We start from the raw sequence: 18,017 nt of genomic DNA, 5'->3' as shown, positions 1-18,017 counted from the left end.
CCTCTCGTATGCCCGCTTGTCGCTACTCGCCCTTGCTGGCCAGATCGAGCAGCCGGCCCCGCAGGAAGAAGCGGGTGGCGACGACCGCGACGACCACCGCGACCCCCGCACACGCGGCGGCGATACCGAGGACGGACGCCCACGGAACGGAGAAGGCGAAGCTGTCGGCCAGTTCGGTGAGCGCGAGCCGCTGGACGAGGATCACCAGGCCGGCCGAGATCGCGCCGAGGATCGACCCGGCGAGCGCCGCGACCGCGGTCTCCGCGGCGACGAACCCGATGGTCTCGCCCCGGGTGGCACCGGTCAGATTCAGGCCCGCGAGTTCCCTTCGCCGGCCGGGCGCCGCCATCACCAGGGTGTTCGCGATCGAGAGCAGCGCATAGCCCATGGCGAGAGCGAACACGATCCGGGTCGCGAGCTGGGCCTGGTCCTGCTTCTCGGCGCGGAGCCGGTCCAGGTACTCGTCCATGGGCGCGACCTCGGCCGGCTGGCCGGCAACTGCCTTGCGCAGCGCGGCTTCCACCGCTGCGGCGTCGCCGCCCTCGTCGACCTTGACGTCGATCCTGGTCGGCTCGCCACCGGCCGTATGGTCGGCGGAGACATAGCCCCGCTCACCGAGTACGGAGTGCCCGGTCAGTGCCGCGACCGTCAGGTCCACGGACGTCCCGTCGGGCAGTCCGGCCAGCACCTTGTCGCCGGCCGCGATGCCGAACTCGTCGGCGGTCTCCTTGTCGAGCACCAGCTGCTCGCTGCCGAAATCGTCGAGCGAGCCCGATTCGACCTTGAGTTTCTGGGTGGCGGCCAGCGCCGACGGATCCACCGCCCAGGTGGACAGCGTGCCGATGTACCGCGTGTGCTCCCCGGACAGCCGCAGTTCGCCGAAGGTGAGCACGGCGGCCTCGGCCCCCGGCACATCGCGCACCTTCTGCGCGGCGGCGGGGCTGATGCTCGCGCCGTCTTCGGCGACCACGGTGAAGTCGGCCTTCGTCTGCGCCTGAAGACTCGCGTTGCCGGCGGCACCGGCGGCGAGCGGCGCGGTGAGCAGCGCGCCGCCGAGCCCGATGGCAAGGACCACGGGCGCCGCGACCGACGAGGTTCGGCGGCTGGCGAACAGCACACCCTCTCGTACGATCATGGCTCCCGCGCCGAGCTTGCTCAGCGGCCAGGAAGCGAGGAACAGCACCGGCTTCAGGAGCAGCGGCGTGAGCAGCGCGCAGGCGCCGACGATGAGCACCGGCACCGGGAAGAAGCTCTGCATGCTCATCGCGGTGAGCGGGCTGTCCACGGCGGAGGCACCCTGCAGCAGGCCGAGTCCGAGCAGGCCGAGTCCGAGCAGGATACGGACGGGGGCAAACACCCGGCGCTTGCCGGTCGCCTCGCGCAGCGCCTCGGCGGGCTTGACCCGGCCCGCCTTCCACGACACGGCGGCGGTGCCGACCAGCGCGGAGAACAGACCGACCGCGAAGGCGATGATCAGCGGCGGCCAGACGAACTCGATCTCGAACCAGGCCGGGGCGATCCCCTTGTCGATCATGAACTCCTGCAGTGGCGCGGCCCCTTGGGAGCCGATCGCACAGCCGACCGCGGAAGCGAGGGCGGCAAGCAGCAGCGCCTCCGTCAGGACCATCCGCCGCACCTGCCCGGGGGTCGCCCCGATGGAGCGGAACAGGGCGAGTTCGCGGCGGCGCTGATCGACCATGAAGGCGAACGTGGCGACCACGATGAAGACCGCGACGAAGGCCACGATCAACAGGGAGGTGCCCGCCATGCCTTCGGCGTCGAGCAGTTGCTCGCGGCCGCCCTCCTGCTCGACCTCGGCGAATAACCGATCGTCGCCGGTCAGGACGCTCATCCCGGCCGCCGCGGTACGGACCTTGTCGGCCGGCCCGTACGCCACCACGGCCTGCACGCCGGGCGACAGCTTCTTCGCCTCGGCGTCGGTGAAGAAGACCGCGTCCTCGAACCGGACCAGCTCGGTGACGCCGACGACCTTGTAGTCGCCGACGCCGCCGGGCACGGCGACCTCGACTGTCCTGCCCACCAAGGACTTCTCGCCGCCGCCGACCACGATCTCGTCGCCGGCCTGCGGGGCCCGGCCCTCGGCGAGCTTGTAGGGGGTGAAGGCGGCGGTCGACCAGGGGTGGCCGACCTGGCCGCCGGGGCCGTCCTCGACACGGGCGGAGAACGACCGGTCCTCGATCGTCCTGCCGGTCTTCGCCAGCGCGGTCACGGTGTCTGCCGGGAGGTCGCCCGGACGGACGATCGGGAACTCCCGTGGATCACCGTCGTCGTCGTTCAGCTTGTAGATGACCGGCTCGGTCACCACGGCCGGGGCCTCGGCATAGCGCTGCGGCCCCGACTTGACGCTGGTCCCCACGGCCCACAGAGCGAGGATCATCGTCGCGATGACGCCGACGCCGAGCGTCAGCGCCACGAACGCCCCCGCGAAGGAGACGGCACGAGCCCGCACGGTGGCGAGCGCCAGCCTCACCATGACCTCTCCAGCTTGGTGATGCGCTCGGCGGCCAGCTCGGGAGTCGGCGACTCGAGCCAGCCGGCGATCTTGCCATCGGCGAGGAAGACGATCTGGTCGGCGACCGAGGCGGCGACCGGGTCGTGGGTCACCATGATGATCGTCTGCCTGTCGCGGTCGACCAGTTCACGCAGCTGCTCCATGACCTGGCGGGAGGACTTGGAGTCCAGGGCCCCGGTCGGCTCGTCGGCGAACAGCACCTTCGGACGGGTGAGCAGCGCCCGCGCGATCGCGACCCGCTGCTGCTGGCCGCCGGACATCTCGCCGGGGCGGTGCTGCTTGCGCTCGCCGAGGCCGAGGCGGTCGAGTGCGCCGTCCACGTCCTTACGCCTGGGCTTCTGGCCCGCGAGCATCAGCGGCAGCGCCACGTTCTGCCGCGCGGTCAGGGACGGGATGAGGTTGAAGGACTGGAAGACGAAGCCGACATGCTGCCTTCTGAGCTTCGTCAGCGCGGCCTCGCTCAGGCCGGCCAGACCGGTGCCTGCGAGCGTGACCTCGCCGGAGTCGACCCGGTCGATGCCCGCCGCGCACTGCAGCAAGGTCGACTTGCCCGAGCCGGAGGGCCCCATCACCGCGGTGAAGACCCCCTCGGGGAAGTCGACCGTCACCTCGTCGAGGGCGTTGACCCTGTTGTCACGTTTACCGAATCCTCGGCTGACGGCCTCGAGCCGCACCATTGGCGTTCCCTTATGCATATCCGGAATGCTAGGTGTCGGATCTATACCCCAACCATCCTTCGCGCAGGGGATGTTGGGGCGCTCCGGGGGGTGGGCGACGCCGCCCCGGCCGTACGGCGATGCGGCCCTGGACGTACGGCGAATATGGCTCCGTTATTGCGCCCTCCGAAGACTCGGGAGGGTCCGTCCTTGCATGGATCCCTTGTTCACCTGTTCACCGGAGGCAGGAAATGCACGCTGAGGAAACCGACGACCGCCGTTACCTCGTGGTTCTCAACGACGAGGAGCAGTACTCGATCTGGTGGGCCGACCGGGACCTCCCGGCCGGCTGGCACCAGGAGGGCACCGAGGGCACCAAGGCCGAGTGCCTGGAGCGGATCGGCCAGATATGGACCGACCTGCGCCCCGCGAGCCTGCGCCGTCGGATGGCTGCCGCCCGATGAGTGCGGCACGCAAGCTGGTGTCCCTCGAGGACCTGAGCGACGGCGATCTGGAGCAGATCGTGCGCCGGGGCGTCTCCCACAGCGCGGGCACCTCCGTCCACCGGAAGCCGCTGGCGGGGCAGGTGGTCGGGATCTACTTCGCGATGACCTCGACGAGGACCAGGACCGCGTTCTGGTCCTCGGCGCTGCGGCTCGGCGCCCAGGTGATCAACTTCGGGCCCGCCGATCTGCAGACCAACACCGGTGAGGCGTCCGGGGACACCGGCCGGGTCCTCGCGAGCATGCTCGACCTGCTCGTCGCCCGTACCGGGCAGCCGACCGCGGAGCTCCAGGACTGGGCCGACCGGCACGGTATGCCGGTGGTCAACGCGATGACCGCGGAGGAGCACCCCACCCAGGGGCTCGCCGATCTGACCACGCTGCGCCGGCACTTCGGCTCGCTCGACGGGCTGCGCATCCTGTACGTCGGCGAGGGCAACAACACCGCGGCCGCGCTGGCTCTGGCGCTCGGCCGCACCCCCGGTGCGGAACTCGAACTGCGCACCCCGCCCGGCTACGGCCTGGACCCGCTGATCCTCAAGCGGGCCCAGAGCCATGCCGAGCAGTACGGGGCCAAGGTCACGGAGCTGCACGCGATGGACCCCGCGCCCAGCGGTTTCGACGTCGTCTACACCACGCGCTGGCAGACCACCGGCACCACCAAGGCCGACGCGCACTGGCGGGTGACCTTCCAGCCGTTCCAGGTCAACCGGTCGCTGTGGAAGGGCAGTCCCGACGCGGTCTTCCTGCACGACCTGCCCGCCCACCGGGGCGAGGAGGTCACCGCGGAGGTCCTCGACGGCCCGATGAGCATCGCCTTCCAGCAGGCGGAGAACAAGATGCACAGCGCCATGGCGGTCCTCGAGTGGTGTCACGGCGCCCCCATGACGGACCCCGTCGAGACGGAGGAGGTGTCCCTCAGGTGACCACGACAACTCCCAGTGGCGCGTCGGCTCCGGCCGGCGCGCCGCCGCCGTTGCGGCGCAACCGTGACTTCCTGCTGCTCTGGACCAGCGCGGGAGCCACCCAACTCGGCGCCCGCATAGGCGTGATCGCCTATCCGCTCCTCGTGCTCTGGGGCGACGGTACGGCCGCGGACGCCGGCCTTGTCGCCTTCGCCGGGCTGCTGCCGATGCTGGTCCTCCAGCTGCCCGCCGGGGTCATGGTCGACCGCTGGGACCGGCGCCGCCTCATGCTGGTCTGCAACGTGGTCGGCCTGGCGGCGATGCTCAGCGTGGTGGCCGCGGTCGTGGCCGGCGCGGTCTGGCTGCCGCACATCCTCGCGGTCGCGTTCGTGGACGGTGCGGCGACGATCTTCTATCAGCTGGCGGAACGTACCGCGGTCAGAAATGTCGTCCACGAGGACCATCTGCCGTCCGCGCTCGCCCAGAACGAGGCGCGGGGCCGGGCCGCGGGCCTGCTCGGCCAGCCGGTCGGCGGGGCCGCGTTCTCGGTCGCGGGCTGGCTGCCCTTCGGACTGGTCGCGGCCGGGCATCTGCTGTCCCTGGTCAACCTCCGTCTGGTCAAGGCGCCCTTCCAGGAGGAGCGCGAGCCGGGGGAGCGGGACTGGAAGGCGGAGGTGACGCAGGGCCTGTCCTGGCTGTGGAGCCAGAAGTTCCTGCGCGCGGCGATCGGAGTGGTGGCGGTCACCAATCTCCTCTTCCAGATCGTCAACATGGCCCCGTTCGTGGTCATCAAGGAACAGGGCGGTTCGGCGGCCCAAGTCGGCCTGCTCGGGCTCGTGTCAGGCGTCGGCGGTGTGATCGGCGCGCTGTCGGGTGGCAAGCTCCTGACCGGGATCCGGCTGCCGAACATCCTGGTCGGCACCCTGGCGGTCTGGTCGGTCCTGGTGCCCGTAGTGGCCCTGACCACGCAGTACTGGGCGATGCTCGTGCTGTACGCGGCGATGTCCGCGGCCGGCGCGGCACTCAACGTCGGTGCCGGCGCGTATATGGCGCAGCTGGTCCCCGACGAGATCCACGGCAAGGCGATGAGCGCCGTGATGCTGTCCTCCTGGGGCGCCAACTCCCTCGGCGCGCTGGCGGCCGGCTTCCTGCTCGCCGCCTTCAGCACTTCTGCGGTCCTGCTCGGTGTCTCGGCAGCGCTGGCCGTCTGCACCGTCGCGGCCGCCGTCAGCCCTTCGATCCGCCACCAGTAGCGGGTACGGCGACCGCGCCAAGCAAGAGGCCCTCCTTCCCGGATCGGGAGGAGGGCCTCTTGGGGTGCGGCGTCATCTGCATGAGCGTGTACGGGAAAGGGGGGCGCCGCTGCCGTATCAACCGGGCGGGCGTGCTCGGCAGGGAAGGGTACGACGGGCAGGAGGACACCTCGGCTGGGTGCGACCGGCCACAGCGCGAGCACGCGCACCGGGAGCCACGCACGCATGCACGCACGCTGCGTTGCCGAAGGCCCAAGTGGCCTTCGACTGCGCCGAGCCGCCCCGCACGCCCGCGCCCGCCGATCCCCCCGAACGACACCGCCGGGCCGCCCTTTTCGGAACGGCCCGGCGGGTGTTCGAGGACAACTCCTAGTCGAGCGCCGCGCAGAGCCTTGCCGCCGTGCGGTACGTGAACACCTCACGGACCGAGACGTGTACGCCCTCCCGGCGCAGTGCCTCTGTCGCCCGGTACGCCCGGATCGAGTCGCCGCCGAGGTCGAAGAAGTCGTCCTCGACGCCGACCTCGGCCACCGGAAGCACCTCGCGCCAGACGGCCACGACCCGCTTCTCCAGCGGCGTCCGCGCAGCGACCGGCTCGGCCCTGACGTACGCCCCGGGCCCCGGTGCCGGCAGCCCGCGCTGCTCGGTCTTGCCGGTGACCGTGCGGGGGATGCGGTCGAGGAGCACGTACGCGACCGGGATCATCGGCTCCGGCAGCACCCGGGCCAGCGCCCGGCGCAGTCCGGCCGGGCTCGCCTCCGGCGCCACCACGTAGGCCACCAGCTCACCGTCGACCGCGACCACGGCCGCCTCGGCGGCCAGGCCGGTGGCGAGCAGCGCCGCGGAGACCTCACCTGGCTCCACACGGTGGCCACGGATCTTCAGCTGGCCGTCGGACCTGCCCAGGAACTCCAGCGAGCCGTCAGCGAGCCGGCGCACCCGGTCGCCGGTACGGAACCAGCGGACACCGGGCGTACCCGCCGGGTCGGCGACGAACCGCTCGGCGGTGGCGCCGGGGTCGCCGAAGTAGCCCTCGGCCACGCCCACGCCCCCGAGGTACAGCTCGCCGGGCACACCGTCGGGCACCGGATGCCCCGCCGCGTCCCGCGGCTGAGCGAGGACGCCGCGCAGCGGCCGGCCGATGACACTGCGGCCGTTGTGGGCGATGTCGTCGGCGGTGATCCGGTGCGCCGTCGCGTACACGGTCGCCTCCGTAGGGCCGTACAGGTTGAAGAGCGTTGTCTGCCCGAGCCGCCTCGCCCACGGGGCCAGCTCGGCGAAGCGCAGCTTCTCGCCGGCCAGGACCACTGTGCGCAGCCCGGGTTCCGCGCCCTGAGCGACCAGTTCCGTCAGTCCGCGGAAGGCCGTGGGCGTCTGGCACAGCACGCTCACGCCCTGTTCGCCGATCAGATCGAGCAGTTCGCGGGGCGAGCGTGCGGTCCCGAGGTCGGGTACGACCAGTGTGCCGCCCGAGAGCAGTGCGCCGAAGACCTCGAAGACCGATACGTCGAACGCCGGGGAGTGGGTCATGGCCCACACCTCGCCCTCCGCAACACCGATCCGCTCCAGGGCGGCCGTCACGACCGTGGCCGCCTGGGCGTGCCCGACCGCGACGCCCTTGGGCCGCCCCGTCGAACCGGAGGTGTAGATCACGTACGCCCGTTCACCGGCCGTCACAGAGCCGGCCTTCGCAGCGTCCGCCGCCGCAGAGCCGGCCGTCACAGCAGATCCGGCCGCCACAGAACCGGCCGCCACCGGAGCGACACCCCCCGGCCCGTCACCCCCGGCCACAGGCACACAGACAAGCCCGGCCAGCCCAAGCCCGGGTCCGCTCACCGCGACCCTGGCGCCTGCGTCCCCCGCGTACGAGATCAGCCGGGCAGGCGGCAGAGCGGGGTCGAGCGGCAGGAAAGCGGCGCCGGACCTCAGCACACCGAGCAGCGCGACGATGAGGTCGGCGGAGCGCTCGACGTGCACGCCGACCACGTCCCCCGGGCACACACCGTGTGCGGCGAGCCGCCCGGCCAACAGGCCCGCACGCCGGTCGAGTTCCGCGTAGGACAGGGTGACCTCTCCCGACACGACCGCGGACCGCTGCGGGTGCCGGGCCGCCCGCTCCTCGACCAGCTCGTGCAGCTTCGCCGTGCCGGGCACGGGCGGCTCCGGTGCCGGGTCGAGGTCGAGGCCGGAGTCGACGTCGAGATCGAGCAGCAGCGGACCGCGGGCATCGCCCTGCGGGTCCGCGGCCATCGCCTCAAGTACGGCGCGGAGCATCCGCCCGATGAGTTCGGTCTCGGACCGGGACATCGCGCGCGGGTCATGGCTCAGCCCGAGCCGGTCGGGACGGGCGATCACATTCAGCCCGAACTCGGTCCGCAGATTGCCGCCGCGGCCGGCCGCGACATCGACCACCTTGGTGTCGACTCCGTGGAAGTCCACGAAGTTGAAGATGGTGTCGATCAGCCGGCCGGAGCTCCAGGCGCGCTGCAGCGCCGACATCGGATAGCGGCGGTGCGGCCAGAGACCGACCTCCTGCCGGAACACCGACTGCACCAGTTCGTGCCAGGTCCCAGCGCTCCGGTCCACCGGGAACGGCACGGTGTTGAGGTACATCCCGTGCACCCGGTCGGCGCCGATCCGCTCCGGCCTGGTGTCGCACACGAGGCCGACATGGATGTCGCGCTCGTCCGTGAGCGCCCCCATGACCTTGACGAACGCCGCGAGCAGCACGCTCTTCACGGAGGCCTGGGCGTCCGCGGCGAGCTGCCGCAGCGCGGGCTGGAGGTCCGCGAGGCCGACGACGACATCCTTCGTGTCGCCCCTGTCGCCTTCCTCGGCACTGCCGCCCCAGCTGTCGGGGAAGGCGAAGGGAACCCGGTCCTCGATGACGGACTCCCAGTACGCCCGGTCGTCCGTGGAACCGAGGGACGTGAGTTCCTCGGCCACGAAGTCGGCGTAGCGGACGGCGGGTGCCCGGTACGGCTCCGGATCGAGCCCGTCACGCTCCCGGCGGTAGCAGGTCACCAGCTCCATGAGCAGCCGGTGGTAGGTCCAGCCCTCGGTGATCAGATGGGCCTGCGTGAAGACGACGGTCCAGTGTCCGTCCGGCTCCAGGAGCACGGTCATCCGCATCAGCGGCGCCTGCGTGAGGTCGAACAGATCGCCCTGCCCGGCCATCCCGAGCAGCACCGCCTCGACGTCGTCAGCGCTGCTGTCCCTGAGGTCCCGCACCTCCAGGGGAATGTGCGCCCGCTCGTGGACGAGCTGCATCGGCACCGAGTACCCGGTCAGGTGGACCGAGGTGCGCAGCATTTCGTGCCGGGTGGTCAGCTCGTCGACGGCACGGCGGAAGGCCTCCGGGTCGAACGCCGGCTCGTCCTTGATACGGAACGAGGTGACGTCGTGGTAGCTGTCACGGCCGTCGCCGGAGAGCATCTCCACGGCCATGCCGATCTGGTTCTGCGCCAGCGGGTAGGCGTCGGCGAGCCCGTCGGGCAGCAGCGCCTCGTCCTCCTCGGGCAGCAGCGCGAACGGCGCCACCACCTGCTGCGCGGCCTCGTCGAGCAGCGGCCGCTCCTCCAGGGCCGCGCAGAGCGCGGCGACGGTCCGCATCTGGAAGATGTCCCGTACGGTCACGTCCAGGCCTTCGGCACGCAGCACACCGACCAGGGTGACCGCCCGGATCGAGTCGCCGCCCAGGTCGAAAAAGGCGTTCTCCACGCCGACTCGGCCAACGGGCAGCGCATCGAGCCAGGCCGCCGCGACCCGGCGCTCCAGCGGTGTACGCGGCTCCACGTGCGCCTCTTGCGTGAACGCCGAGGAGCCGGGAGCGGGCAGGGCCTTGCGGTCGACCTTCCCGTTCGGGGTGAGCGGGACGGACTCCAGCGTGACGAACGCGGCCGGGATCATGTACTCGGGCAGGGTGGGCGCCAGCGCCGCCTTCAGGGCGGCCGGGTCGATCTCCTCATCGGCCACCACGTACGCGACCGGCTGCCCCTCGCGGACCGCCACAACGGCGTTCCTGACGAGCCCTGTCGCGGTGATCGCGGTCTCGATCTCGCCGAGTTCCACCCGGTACCCGCGGATCTTCACTTGGTCGTCGACCCGCCCGAGGTACTCCAGGCTGCCGTCGGTCCGCCAGCGGGCCAGGTCGCCGGTGCGGTAGAGCCGGTCGCCGGGGCGTCCGCCGAACGGGTCGGGGACGAACCGCTCCGCGGTCAGCGCGGGCCGGCCGCCGTAGCCGCGGGCGACACCGACGCCGCCCGCGTACAACTCGCCCGCGACACCCGCGGGTACGGGCCGGAGCTCGCCGTCGAGGACGTAGAGCTCGGTGTTGCGGACCACCTTGCCGATGGGCACCCGGTCCGTGGGGGCGTCCTGTGGGGTCAGGATCGCGTGTGTGATGTCGTCGGAGCACTCGGTCGGACCGTAGGCGTTGACCAGCGGGATGTCCCCGAAGCGCGCGAACCAGCGGGTGCACAGGTCCGGCGGCAGCTCCTCACCGGTGACCACGAGCCGGCGCAGCGACTTCAGTCCGGGCACGGGCGTACCCAGGTCCCACAGGTCGAGGGCGGCGCGCAGCAGGGACGGGACCACTTCGAGCACGGTGACGGACTCGTCGTCGGTCAGACCGAACAGCGCCTTCGGGTCGAGCACCACTGCCTGGCCCACCACCCGCGTACGGCCTCCGGTGACCAGGCCCGCGAGCATCTGCCATACGGAGATGTCGAAGCCCTGGGAGGCGTTCTGCACGGTGGAGTCGGCGGCGGTCAGCGCGAGATCCTCGATCTTGGCGAGCAGATGGTTGCCCATGCCGCGCCGGTGCACCTGCACGCCCTTGGGGCGGCCGGTGGAGCCCGAGGTGTAGATGACGTAGGCCAGGTTGCCGGGATCCACGGGGCAGTTGGCCAGGACCGGGCCGCTGCCGAGTCCTTCCAGCGCCTCAAGTCCCAGAATGTCGGGGGCACTCAGGCCTGCCGGTGCGCCGCGGCCGGTCACCAGCAGACCGGCGCCGGAGTCCGAGAGCATGTAGTCGAGCCGGTCCGCCGGCAGCGAAGGGTCGAGCGGCAGCCAAGCCGCGCCCGCCTTCAGGACCGCGAGCACCGAGACGACAAGATCCGCGGAGCGGTCCATGCACAGCGCCACGACCGTCTCGGCACCCACGCCCGCGTCGGTGAGGCGGCGGGCGAGCCGGCCCGCACGCTCGTCCAGCTCCTGGTACGTGAGGGTGCCCGAGTCATCGGTGAGCGCGGGCGCGTGCGGGGTCTCGCGGGCGAACCCGGAGACCTTCTCAGGCACATCGAGAGTCAGCGGAGTACGTACCTTCTCGGTCCAGGCGGCGAGTTGCTCGCGCTCGCCGTCCGGCAGCCGGATGGCCTGCGCGTCCCCCTCCGGGTCGGCGGCCATCGACTCGAGGACCGCGGCGAACATCGAGGCGATGCGGTCGGCGTTGCGCTCGTCCACGAAGCGCGGATCCGCGGTCACCCAGATATGGCCGACCCGCGAGGAGACGGTCAGCGGGAACTCGGTCGGCGAGTCGTCGGTACCGGCCATGCCGACCAGATCGGTGTCGACCTGCCGGAAGTCCTGGTAGTTGAAGTAGATGTTGACCAGGCGCTGCCGGCCGGGCACATCCCGCTGGATCTGCGCGAGCGGGAAGCGGCGGTGCGGCCAGAGCTCCACCTCGCGCGCGAAGGTACGGGAGACCAGTTCACGCCAGGTACGGGCGCCGCGGTCGACGGGGAACGGGAGGGTGTTGAGGTACATCCCGTAGACCGTGTCGGCGCCGACCGCCTCCGGACGCGCATCGCAGATGAGACCGGTGTGGAACGCCGCCTCGTCGGTGAGCTGGCTCATCACCTTGGTGTACGCGGCGACCATCACGCTCTTGAGCGAGGCGTCGGCGGCCGAGGCCAACTTGCGCAGCCCGTCCTCCAGATGGGCCCAGGGGGTGCGGCGGACCAGGTACCGGGAGCCGGTCGGCAGCGACTGGTCGCCCCAGCCCACGGGCACCCGCATCGGCACATATCCGCTGGTGACGCCCTTCCAGTACGAGCGGTCCTCGGCCGAGTCGACCGACTGGAGCTCGGCGGCGATGAAGTCCGCGAACCGGACGGCCGGACGCTCGAACGGCGCCGGTTCGCGGCCGTCCCTGAGCCGGTCGTAGAGGTCGAGAAGCTCCATGATCAGGGTGTGGTGCCCCCAGCCCTCCAGGATCGGGTGGCACTCGGTGATCGACAGCCAGTACCCGCCGTCGTCGGTGACATGGGCGAACACCCGCATCAGGGTCGGGGTGTTGAGGTCGAACAGCTCCGCGCGGTCGCGGGCGGCGTAGTCGGCGAGCGCGCGCTGCAGCTCCTCCTCGGGGAGCGGGCCGAGCACCTCCATGTCGACCGGCATCACGGCCTCGGCGTGCACCACCTGTATCGGCGCCGAGTAGCCGGACAGATGCAGCGAGGTGCGCAGGATCTCGTGGCGCGCGACCGCGATCCGGGCCGCCTCACGCCAGGCCTCGAGCGAGAACGGCTTCGGGTCCTTGATCCGGAACGAGGTGACGTTGTGGTAGCTGTTCTGCTCGTCGGCGAGCATCTCGACGAGCATGCCGATCTGGTTCTGCGACAGCGGATACGCGTCGGTGGCGCCCTCGGGCAGCCGCGCCCGGTCCTCGTCCGAGATGAGCGAGAACGGGGCGACGCTCTCGTCCCCGCCACCGGCCAGCGCCGGGCGTGACGCGAGGAACTCGCTGAGCTCGGCGACCGAGTGGTGGGCGAACACATCCCGTACCGAGACGTCGTGCCCCGCCTCCCGCAGCGCGCCGACCAGCGCGACCGCACGGATGGAGTCGCCGCCGAGGTCGAAGAAGCTGTCGTGGACGCCGACTTCGGCCACCGGAAGGACCTCGGCCCACACCGCGGCGACCTGCTCCTCGAGCGGGGTGCGCGGCGCCGTGGTGGCCGCGTCCGGCGCGGGGCCGGGGGCGGGCAGCGCAGCGACGTCCAGCTTGCCGACCGGCGTGAGCGGGATCCGCTCCAGGGCCTGGAAGGTGCCGGGGATCATGTAGTCGGGCAGCGTCCGCGAGAGCCGGTCGCGCAGCTCGCCGGCCGTCGGCTCGGCTCCGGTGTGCACGTAGTACGAGGCGAGCCTGCCGTCGACGGCGAGCACCCGCGCCTCGGTGACGGACGGATGCGCGGCCAGGGCCGCTTCGACCTCGGCGGGCTCGACGCGGTAGCCGCGGATCTTCAGCTGGCGGTCGACGCGGCCGGCGAACTCGACGCTTCCGTCCGGGAGCACGCGGCCGAGGTCGCCGGTGCGGTAGATGCGGGCGCCGGGCTCCCCGAAGGGATCGGGCAGGAACTTCTCGGCGGTGGCCTCCGGCCGGCCCGCATAGCCGCGGGCCACTCCGGTGCCGCCGACGCAGACCTCGCCGACGACCCCGGGCGGGACGGGGGAGAGGGACTCGTCGAGTACGTACATGGTGGTGCCGGGGATGGGCAGTCCGATCGGGACCACCTCGCGCTGGGGTCCGGCCACCGGGTGCGTCGAGTTGCCGACGGTGATCTCGGTGGGACCGTACTCATTGATCAGCCGGCCCGCGCCGAGCAGCGTGTCCCAGCGCTCAGCGGTCGGGCCGAGCAGCGCGTCGCCGCCGGTGACGACCGCGTTCGCGAGGCCGCACACATCGGCGTCGGCGAGCTGGTGGCCGAGCATGTCGAGGTGACCGGGGGTGAGCTTGACGAACGCGTACGGTGCGCCACGGGTCAACTGGCCGCCCAGGTCGGCGAGATCCAGGCCCTGCGGCAGCATGTGCACCGGCAGTCCGGCCAGCAGCGGTCCGTAAAGGACCGGCACGACGACGTCGGAGGACACCGTGGAGAACAGCGGTGCACCGGCGATACGGGCATCGCCGATGTACTCGGACAGGACCCAGTCGAGATGAACGGCCAGCGAGGCGTGCGAGATCTGCACGCCCTTGGGGCGGCCGGTCGAGCCCGAGGTGTAGATGATGTACGCCAGCGCGTCGGGGCCGGGCAGCACACGCGGCCCCGGTGCGTCCTCAGGGTCGGCCTCGTCCACGACGATGACCGTGCCGCCGAAGTCCTCCGCGATGAGGGCAGCCCTGGCCCGGTCCGTGACCACGGCCTCGGCGCCGGAGTCGGCGAGCAGCGAGGCCCAGCGCTCCGCCGGGTAGTCGGGGTCGAGGGGGACATAGGCGCCGCCCGCGCGCCAGGCGCCGAGCATGGCGGCCAGCAGATCGGGACCGCGGTCGAGCAGCACGCCGACGACGGATTCCACCGACACACCGTTGCGGGCCAGACGGCCGGCGATGATGCCCGCGCGGTCGTCGAGGGCCTGGAAGGAGGCCGTCCCCGCGCCGGTGACGGCCGGGGCGTCGGGGGTGGCCGCGACCTGCTCGGTGAAGCGCTCGAGGGCGGAGCGGTACGGGGCACCCGCCGCACCCCGGCCCGCGGCGAGGAACCGCTCCCGCTCGTAGGCGTCGAGTATCTCCAGGGCGGACAGCGGACGTCGGGGCGTGGCGGTGAGGGAGTCGAGCAGTCGGACGAGGTGGTGGCCCATCCTGGCCACGGTCTCGTGGTCGAACAGGTCGGTGGCGTAGATCAGCCGGCCGGCCAGCGGGCCCGTACCGGAGTCGCGTACCTGGAGTTCGAGGTCGCAGCGCGCCACGCCGCCGTCGGCGAGGAAGGGTTCGGCCGTGATGCCGGGCAGTGCCGGGCCGGCGCCGCCGCCCTCGTGCATCGTGAAGACCGCCTGGTACACCGGGGTGCGCGAGAGGTCGCGCTCGGGCTCGACCTCCGCTACGACCTTGGCGAAGGGGACGGCCTGGTTGTCGTACGCGTCGAGGCTGCCGCGCTTGGCCGCGGCGACCAGATCCGCGAACGAGTCGCCCGCGCCCCAATCCGCCTTCAGCACAAGGGTGTTGACTCCGTATCCGAGCATGCCCTGGAGTTCGGGCCGGTTGCGCCCGGAGACGATGGTGCCGACCGCCACGTCCCGCCGGCCGGTGTAGCGGCCGAGCAGCAGTTGATAGGCGGCGAGCAGCACGGTGAAGACCGTCGTGCCCTGCTCGTCGGCGACGGCCCTGACCCGGTCGGCGACGGCGTCCGTGAGGACGAGGTCCACCTCGGCACCCCCGTAGCCGCGCACCGCGGGGCGCGGGCGGTCGAAGGGCAGCTCAAGCGGCTCGAGGCCGGTGAGATGGGACTTCCAGTACGAGAGCTGGCGCGCGAACCGCTCACCCGACTCCTGTCCCCGCTGCCAGGCGGCGAAGTCGGCGTACTGCAGCCCGGGCGTCGGCAGCGGCAGCTCCCGGCCCTCGGCGAAGGCCGAATAGGCCGTCGCCAGCTCGGAGATGAGGATGCCGGTCGACCAGGCGTCGCAGGATATGTGGTGCGAAACCAGCAGCAGTACGTGGTCGTCGTCCGCGATCCGGATCAACGTGGCCCGCGTCGGCCAGTCGGTCGCGAGGTCGAAGGGCTGTGCGCACTCGCCCTCCACCACGTCGCGGGCGTCCGCCTCGTCCGCGGCGCGGGTGACGGCGAGTGTGCCCGTACGGGGAGTGTCGATGACCTGCTCGGGCTCGGTGCCGTTCAGCACATGCCGGGTGCGGAGGATCTCATGACGCTCGACCATCGCGTCCCAGGCCCGCCCGAGCGTCGCCTCGTCGAGCGGGCCGCGCAGCCGGAACGAGACCGGGACCAGATATTCGGTGCTTCCCGGGTCGAGCCGGCTGAGGAACCACATCTGCTCCTGCCCGAAGGAGAGCGGCAGGGCGCCGGAGCGGTCGGCCGGCTCGATGCCCGCCCGCGCCCGCCGCCCCCCTCCGGCCAGTCGCTGCCGCAGCAGCTGGGCGCGCACATCGTCGGCGGGGGGCGTCATCGTGGATTCTCTCGGGGTCATCTCGGCCTCTCCCAGTTACGGATTCAACAGCCTGCCGATGCTGGCGAGGGCCGCCATACCCGCTCCATATTCGGGTGGTTGAAGTGATGTGACACGTGCGGAAGTGCTGTGCTGAGCAGCGGAAACTGCTGTGCCGAGCAGGGGACCTGCTCAGTGCGGGGCGGTCAGCTCTCGGTCTTCCACAGCTGCGAGATCTCACCGAACCGCTCGCTCACCCACCGGTCGTCGTAGATGGTGTCGAGATAGCGGTCACCCCGGTCGGGGAAGAGCAGCACACAGTTGGAGCCGGCCGGGATCGACCCGCTGATCTGCTGGAACGCCGCGACCACCGCTCCGGACGAGCCGCCCGCGAGCACCGCTTCCCGGCCGATGAGCCGCCGGCAGCCGACGACGGCGTCGAGGTCGGTCACATGCACCACCTGGTCCGCGGCCGTCGGGTCGAAGAGGGCGGGCCGGACCGACGCGCCATGTCCGGGGATGAGGCGCGTCACCTTCTCGCCGCGGTCGTCGAAGAGCACACTGCCGACGGCGTCGACCGCGACCATGGTCGTGCCCAGACCGTTCTCCCTGGCGTACTGGGCGCAGCCCTGCAGTGTTCCGGTGGTGCTGGTGGCGCAGAAGAGATAGTCGACCTTGCCGTTCAGTGCCTCGGCTATCTCGCGCATCGTGCGCCCGTGCGCCGCGGGGTTCTGCGGGTTGGCGTACTGGTTGGGCCAGAACGCGTGCGGAAGGGTCGCCACCAGCTCTCGTACCCGCCGCAGCCGGCGCTCCAGGTACTCACCGCTGACCGGGTCCGGCTCCGTCACCTCCTCGATCTCGGCGCCGTAGGCCCGCAGGATCGCCAGGTTCTGCCGTGAGGTCTTGGCGTCGACCACGCAGATGAACCGGATCCCGTGGTAACGGCAGAGCTGTGCGATGCCGATGGCGAGATTGCCGGAGCTCGATTCGACCACCACCGAGCGTACCGGGTCGATTTCACCGCTCTGGATTCCTGCGAGGACCATGCTCACCGCGGTCCTGTCTTTTATGCTGCCCCCCGGATTGAAGCCTTCGATCTTGGCGAAGACCTTTCCGGGGAAGTCCGGCGCGAGCCGGCTGAGCTCCACCAAGGGCGTTCCCCCGACCGTTCCGAGGATGCCGCCCGCAGCTGCTTCGTTCATAGCCACTCCCCTTCGAAAAACACCTGCCTCAACGGTTGGTCCGGTGGCTATAGAGCCCCTATACGAAAGTGAATATGGGTGAAGTGCAGGAAAGCCCGGCTCCATGAACTGGAGCTGGGCCTTCAACGGGAGCCGGGGTCGGTGTGTTGCGGGTGGTTCAGTCGGACATCGCCACCAGGACGCGGCGCGGCCCCGCGTACGGCCGGCGTCCGTGCGCCACGAGGACGTTGTCGATGACCATCAGATCCCCGGCCTGCCAGTCGACGTCCACCGCGGTCTCCAGGCCTCGGTCGCGGATCTCCAGGACGTGCTCGGGGGCGATCGGCGACCCGTCCGCGTACGTGACGTGCTGCGGCAGATCCTCCTCCGGCATGATCTTGGCCAGGGCGGCGGCGGTCTCGTCGCCGAGCGCGGCGTGATGCCATTGGTCGGCCTGGTTGAACCAGACCTCCGTACCGGTGACCGGGTGGGTGATGACGGCCGGACGCAGTTGCGCGATCCGCAGCCCGCCATCGCGCTTCCACTCCCAGGTGGTGCCGGCCATCCCCTCCAGGTGCCGCTCCACCTCGCCTCGTTCGGAGGTCTCGAAGGTCTCCTGCCAGCTCTTTCCGAAGCCGTGGCCGTCGTGCAGGTTCTGCGTGTAGCGCACGCCGTCGGCGAAGGCGGCACGCAGCTCAGGTGAGAGCGCCTCCAGCCAGGCGTCTCCCGGGACGACCGGCGTCGCGCCACCGGAACCCGGTGTCGTCTCGCAGTAGAAGGCAAGACGGGACGGCCACTTCGCCGAGTACGACAGCTCGTTGTGCATCGAGATGGTCTGATCGGCGGGGTATTCGGTGGAGGTGTAGATACGGTCGCCGACATGGCTGCGCGGGGAGTTGCCATGCACGTACGCGAGCCGGTTGGGCAGCACGCGGTCGAGTACGCCGTCGAGCGACGAGGGCGTGATCTGGAAGCCGCGGAACACCACGGCGCCATTGACCAGGAGCAGGTCGTCAAGCCGCCCGGTCAGGTGGTCGATGAGCGGCCCGTCCGCGGGAGTGATCTCCGCGGGGGCCCAGGTGATGGTTTCCGTCATGAGCGCGAGAATCCCGC

At 71.2% G+C, this 18,017-nt stretch carries 8 protein-coding genes; 3 read left to right on the top strand and 5 right to left on the bottom strand.

Translation table 11 applies throughout. The features are described 5' to 3' along the window. Positions 1–22: 22 nt before the first annotated feature. Together ABT114_RS39470 and ABT114_RS39465 are read right to left on the bottom strand one after the other, a co-directional pair. Positions 23–2,494 (bottom strand): ABC transporter permease, encoded by a 2,472-nt coding sequence (locus tag ABT114_RS39470; RefSeq protein WP_351148837.1) that lies wholly within the window; start codon positions 2,492–2,494, stop codon positions 23–25. Beyond that, positions 2,488–3,210, bottom strand: a complete 723-nt coding sequence (locus ABT114_RS39465; protein ID WP_351148834.1) for an ABC transporter ATP-binding protein — start codon at positions 3,208–3,210, stop codon at positions 2,488–2,490. The genes ABT114_RS39470 and ABT114_RS39465 overlap by 7 nt, the downstream gene beginning before the upstream one ends. 230 nt (positions 3,211–3,440) lie before the next feature. Between ABT114_RS39465 and ABT114_RS39460 the strand changes: the two genes are divergently transcribed. Genes ABT114_RS39460 through ABT114_RS39450 form a run of 3 tightly spaced genes read left to right on the top strand, consistent with a single transcriptional unit; the run spans position 3,441 to position 5,850 of the window. Continuing rightward, positions 3,441–3,653: an MbtH family protein gene (locus ABT114_RS39460; protein ID WP_052577056.1), complete on the top strand. Its 213-nt coding sequence runs from the start codon at positions 3,441–3,443 to the stop codon at positions 3,651–3,653. Next, on the top strand, positions 3,650–4,618 hold the full coding sequence (locus ABT114_RS39455) for an ornithine carbamoyltransferase (RefSeq protein WP_351148830.1): 969 nt from the start codon (positions 3,650–3,652) through the stop codon (positions 4,616–4,618). The genes ABT114_RS39460 and ABT114_RS39455 overlap by 4 nt, the downstream gene beginning before the upstream one ends. Then, a complete protein-coding gene (locus ABT114_RS39450) occupies positions 4,615–5,850 on the top strand; it encodes an MFS transporter (RefSeq protein ID WP_351148827.1) in 1,236 nt (411 codons plus the stop codon). The genes ABT114_RS39455 and ABT114_RS39450 overlap by 4 nt, the downstream gene beginning before the upstream one ends. A 369-nt stretch (positions 5,851–6,219) precedes the next feature. Here ABT114_RS39450 and ABT114_RS39445 read toward each other — a convergent pair whose 3' ends face one another. From ABT114_RS39445 to ABT114_RS39435, 3 genes are all read right to left on the bottom strand, one after another. Then, positions 6,220–15,765, bottom strand: coding sequence for a non-ribosomal peptide synthetase (locus ABT114_RS39445; RefSeq protein ID WP_351148824.1), 9,546 nt, complete (start codon positions 15,763–15,765; stop codon positions 6,220–6,222). Positions 15,766–15,929: 164 nt separating this feature from the next. Then, positions 15,930–16,925 carry a 2,3-diaminopropionate biosynthesis protein SbnA gene (sbnA, locus tag ABT114_RS39440; protein WP_351148821.1) on the bottom strand — a complete coding sequence of 332 codons (996 nt, stop codon included), beginning with the start codon at positions 16,923–16,925 and terminating at the stop codon, positions 15,930–15,932. A gap of 157 nt (positions 16,926–17,082) precedes the next feature. Further along, positions 17,083–18,000, bottom strand: a complete 918-nt coding sequence (locus tag ABT114_RS39435) for a TauD/TfdA family dioxygenase (RefSeq protein ID WP_351148818.1) — start codon at positions 17,998–18,000, stop codon at positions 17,083–17,085. Positions 18,001–18,017 lie beyond the last annotated feature (17 nt).

Source organism: Streptomyces sp. NPDC002088, from assembly GCF_040296605.1.
Lineage (GTDB): Bacteria > Actinomycetota > Actinomycetes > Streptomycetales > Streptomycetaceae > Streptomyces.
This window is presented reverse-complemented; position numbering and strand designations above follow the sequence as displayed.

Bases quoted from the DNA above. Each gene is read 5' to 3' on its own strand.
- sbnA (WP_351148821.1), bottom strand. From the start codon at position 16,925: ATGAACGAAGCAGCTGCGGGCGGCATCCTCGGAACGGTCGGGGGAACG.
- ABT114_RS39445 (WP_351148824.1), bottom strand. From the start codon at position 15,765: ATGACCCCGAGAGAATCCACGATGACGCCCCCCGCCGACGATGTGCGC.
- ABT114_RS39435 (WP_351148818.1), bottom strand. From the start codon at position 18,000: ATGACGGAAACCATCACCTGGGCCCCCGCGGAGATCACTCCCGCGGAC.
- ABT114_RS39460 (WP_052577056.1), top strand. From the start codon at position 3,441: ATGCACGCTGAGGAAACCGACGACCGCCGTTACCTCGTGGTTCTCAAC.
- ABT114_RS39455 (WP_351148830.1), top strand. From the start codon at position 3,650: ATGAGTGCGGCACGCAAGCTGGTGTCCCTCGAGGACCTGAGCGACGGC.
- ABT114_RS39470 (WP_351148837.1), bottom strand. From the start codon at position 2,494: ATGGTGAGGCTGGCGCTCGCCACCGTGCGGGCTCGTGCCGTCTCCTTC.
- ABT114_RS39465 (WP_351148834.1), bottom strand. From the start codon at position 3,210: ATGGTGCGGCTCGAGGCCGTCAGCCGAGGATTCGGTAAACGTGACAAC.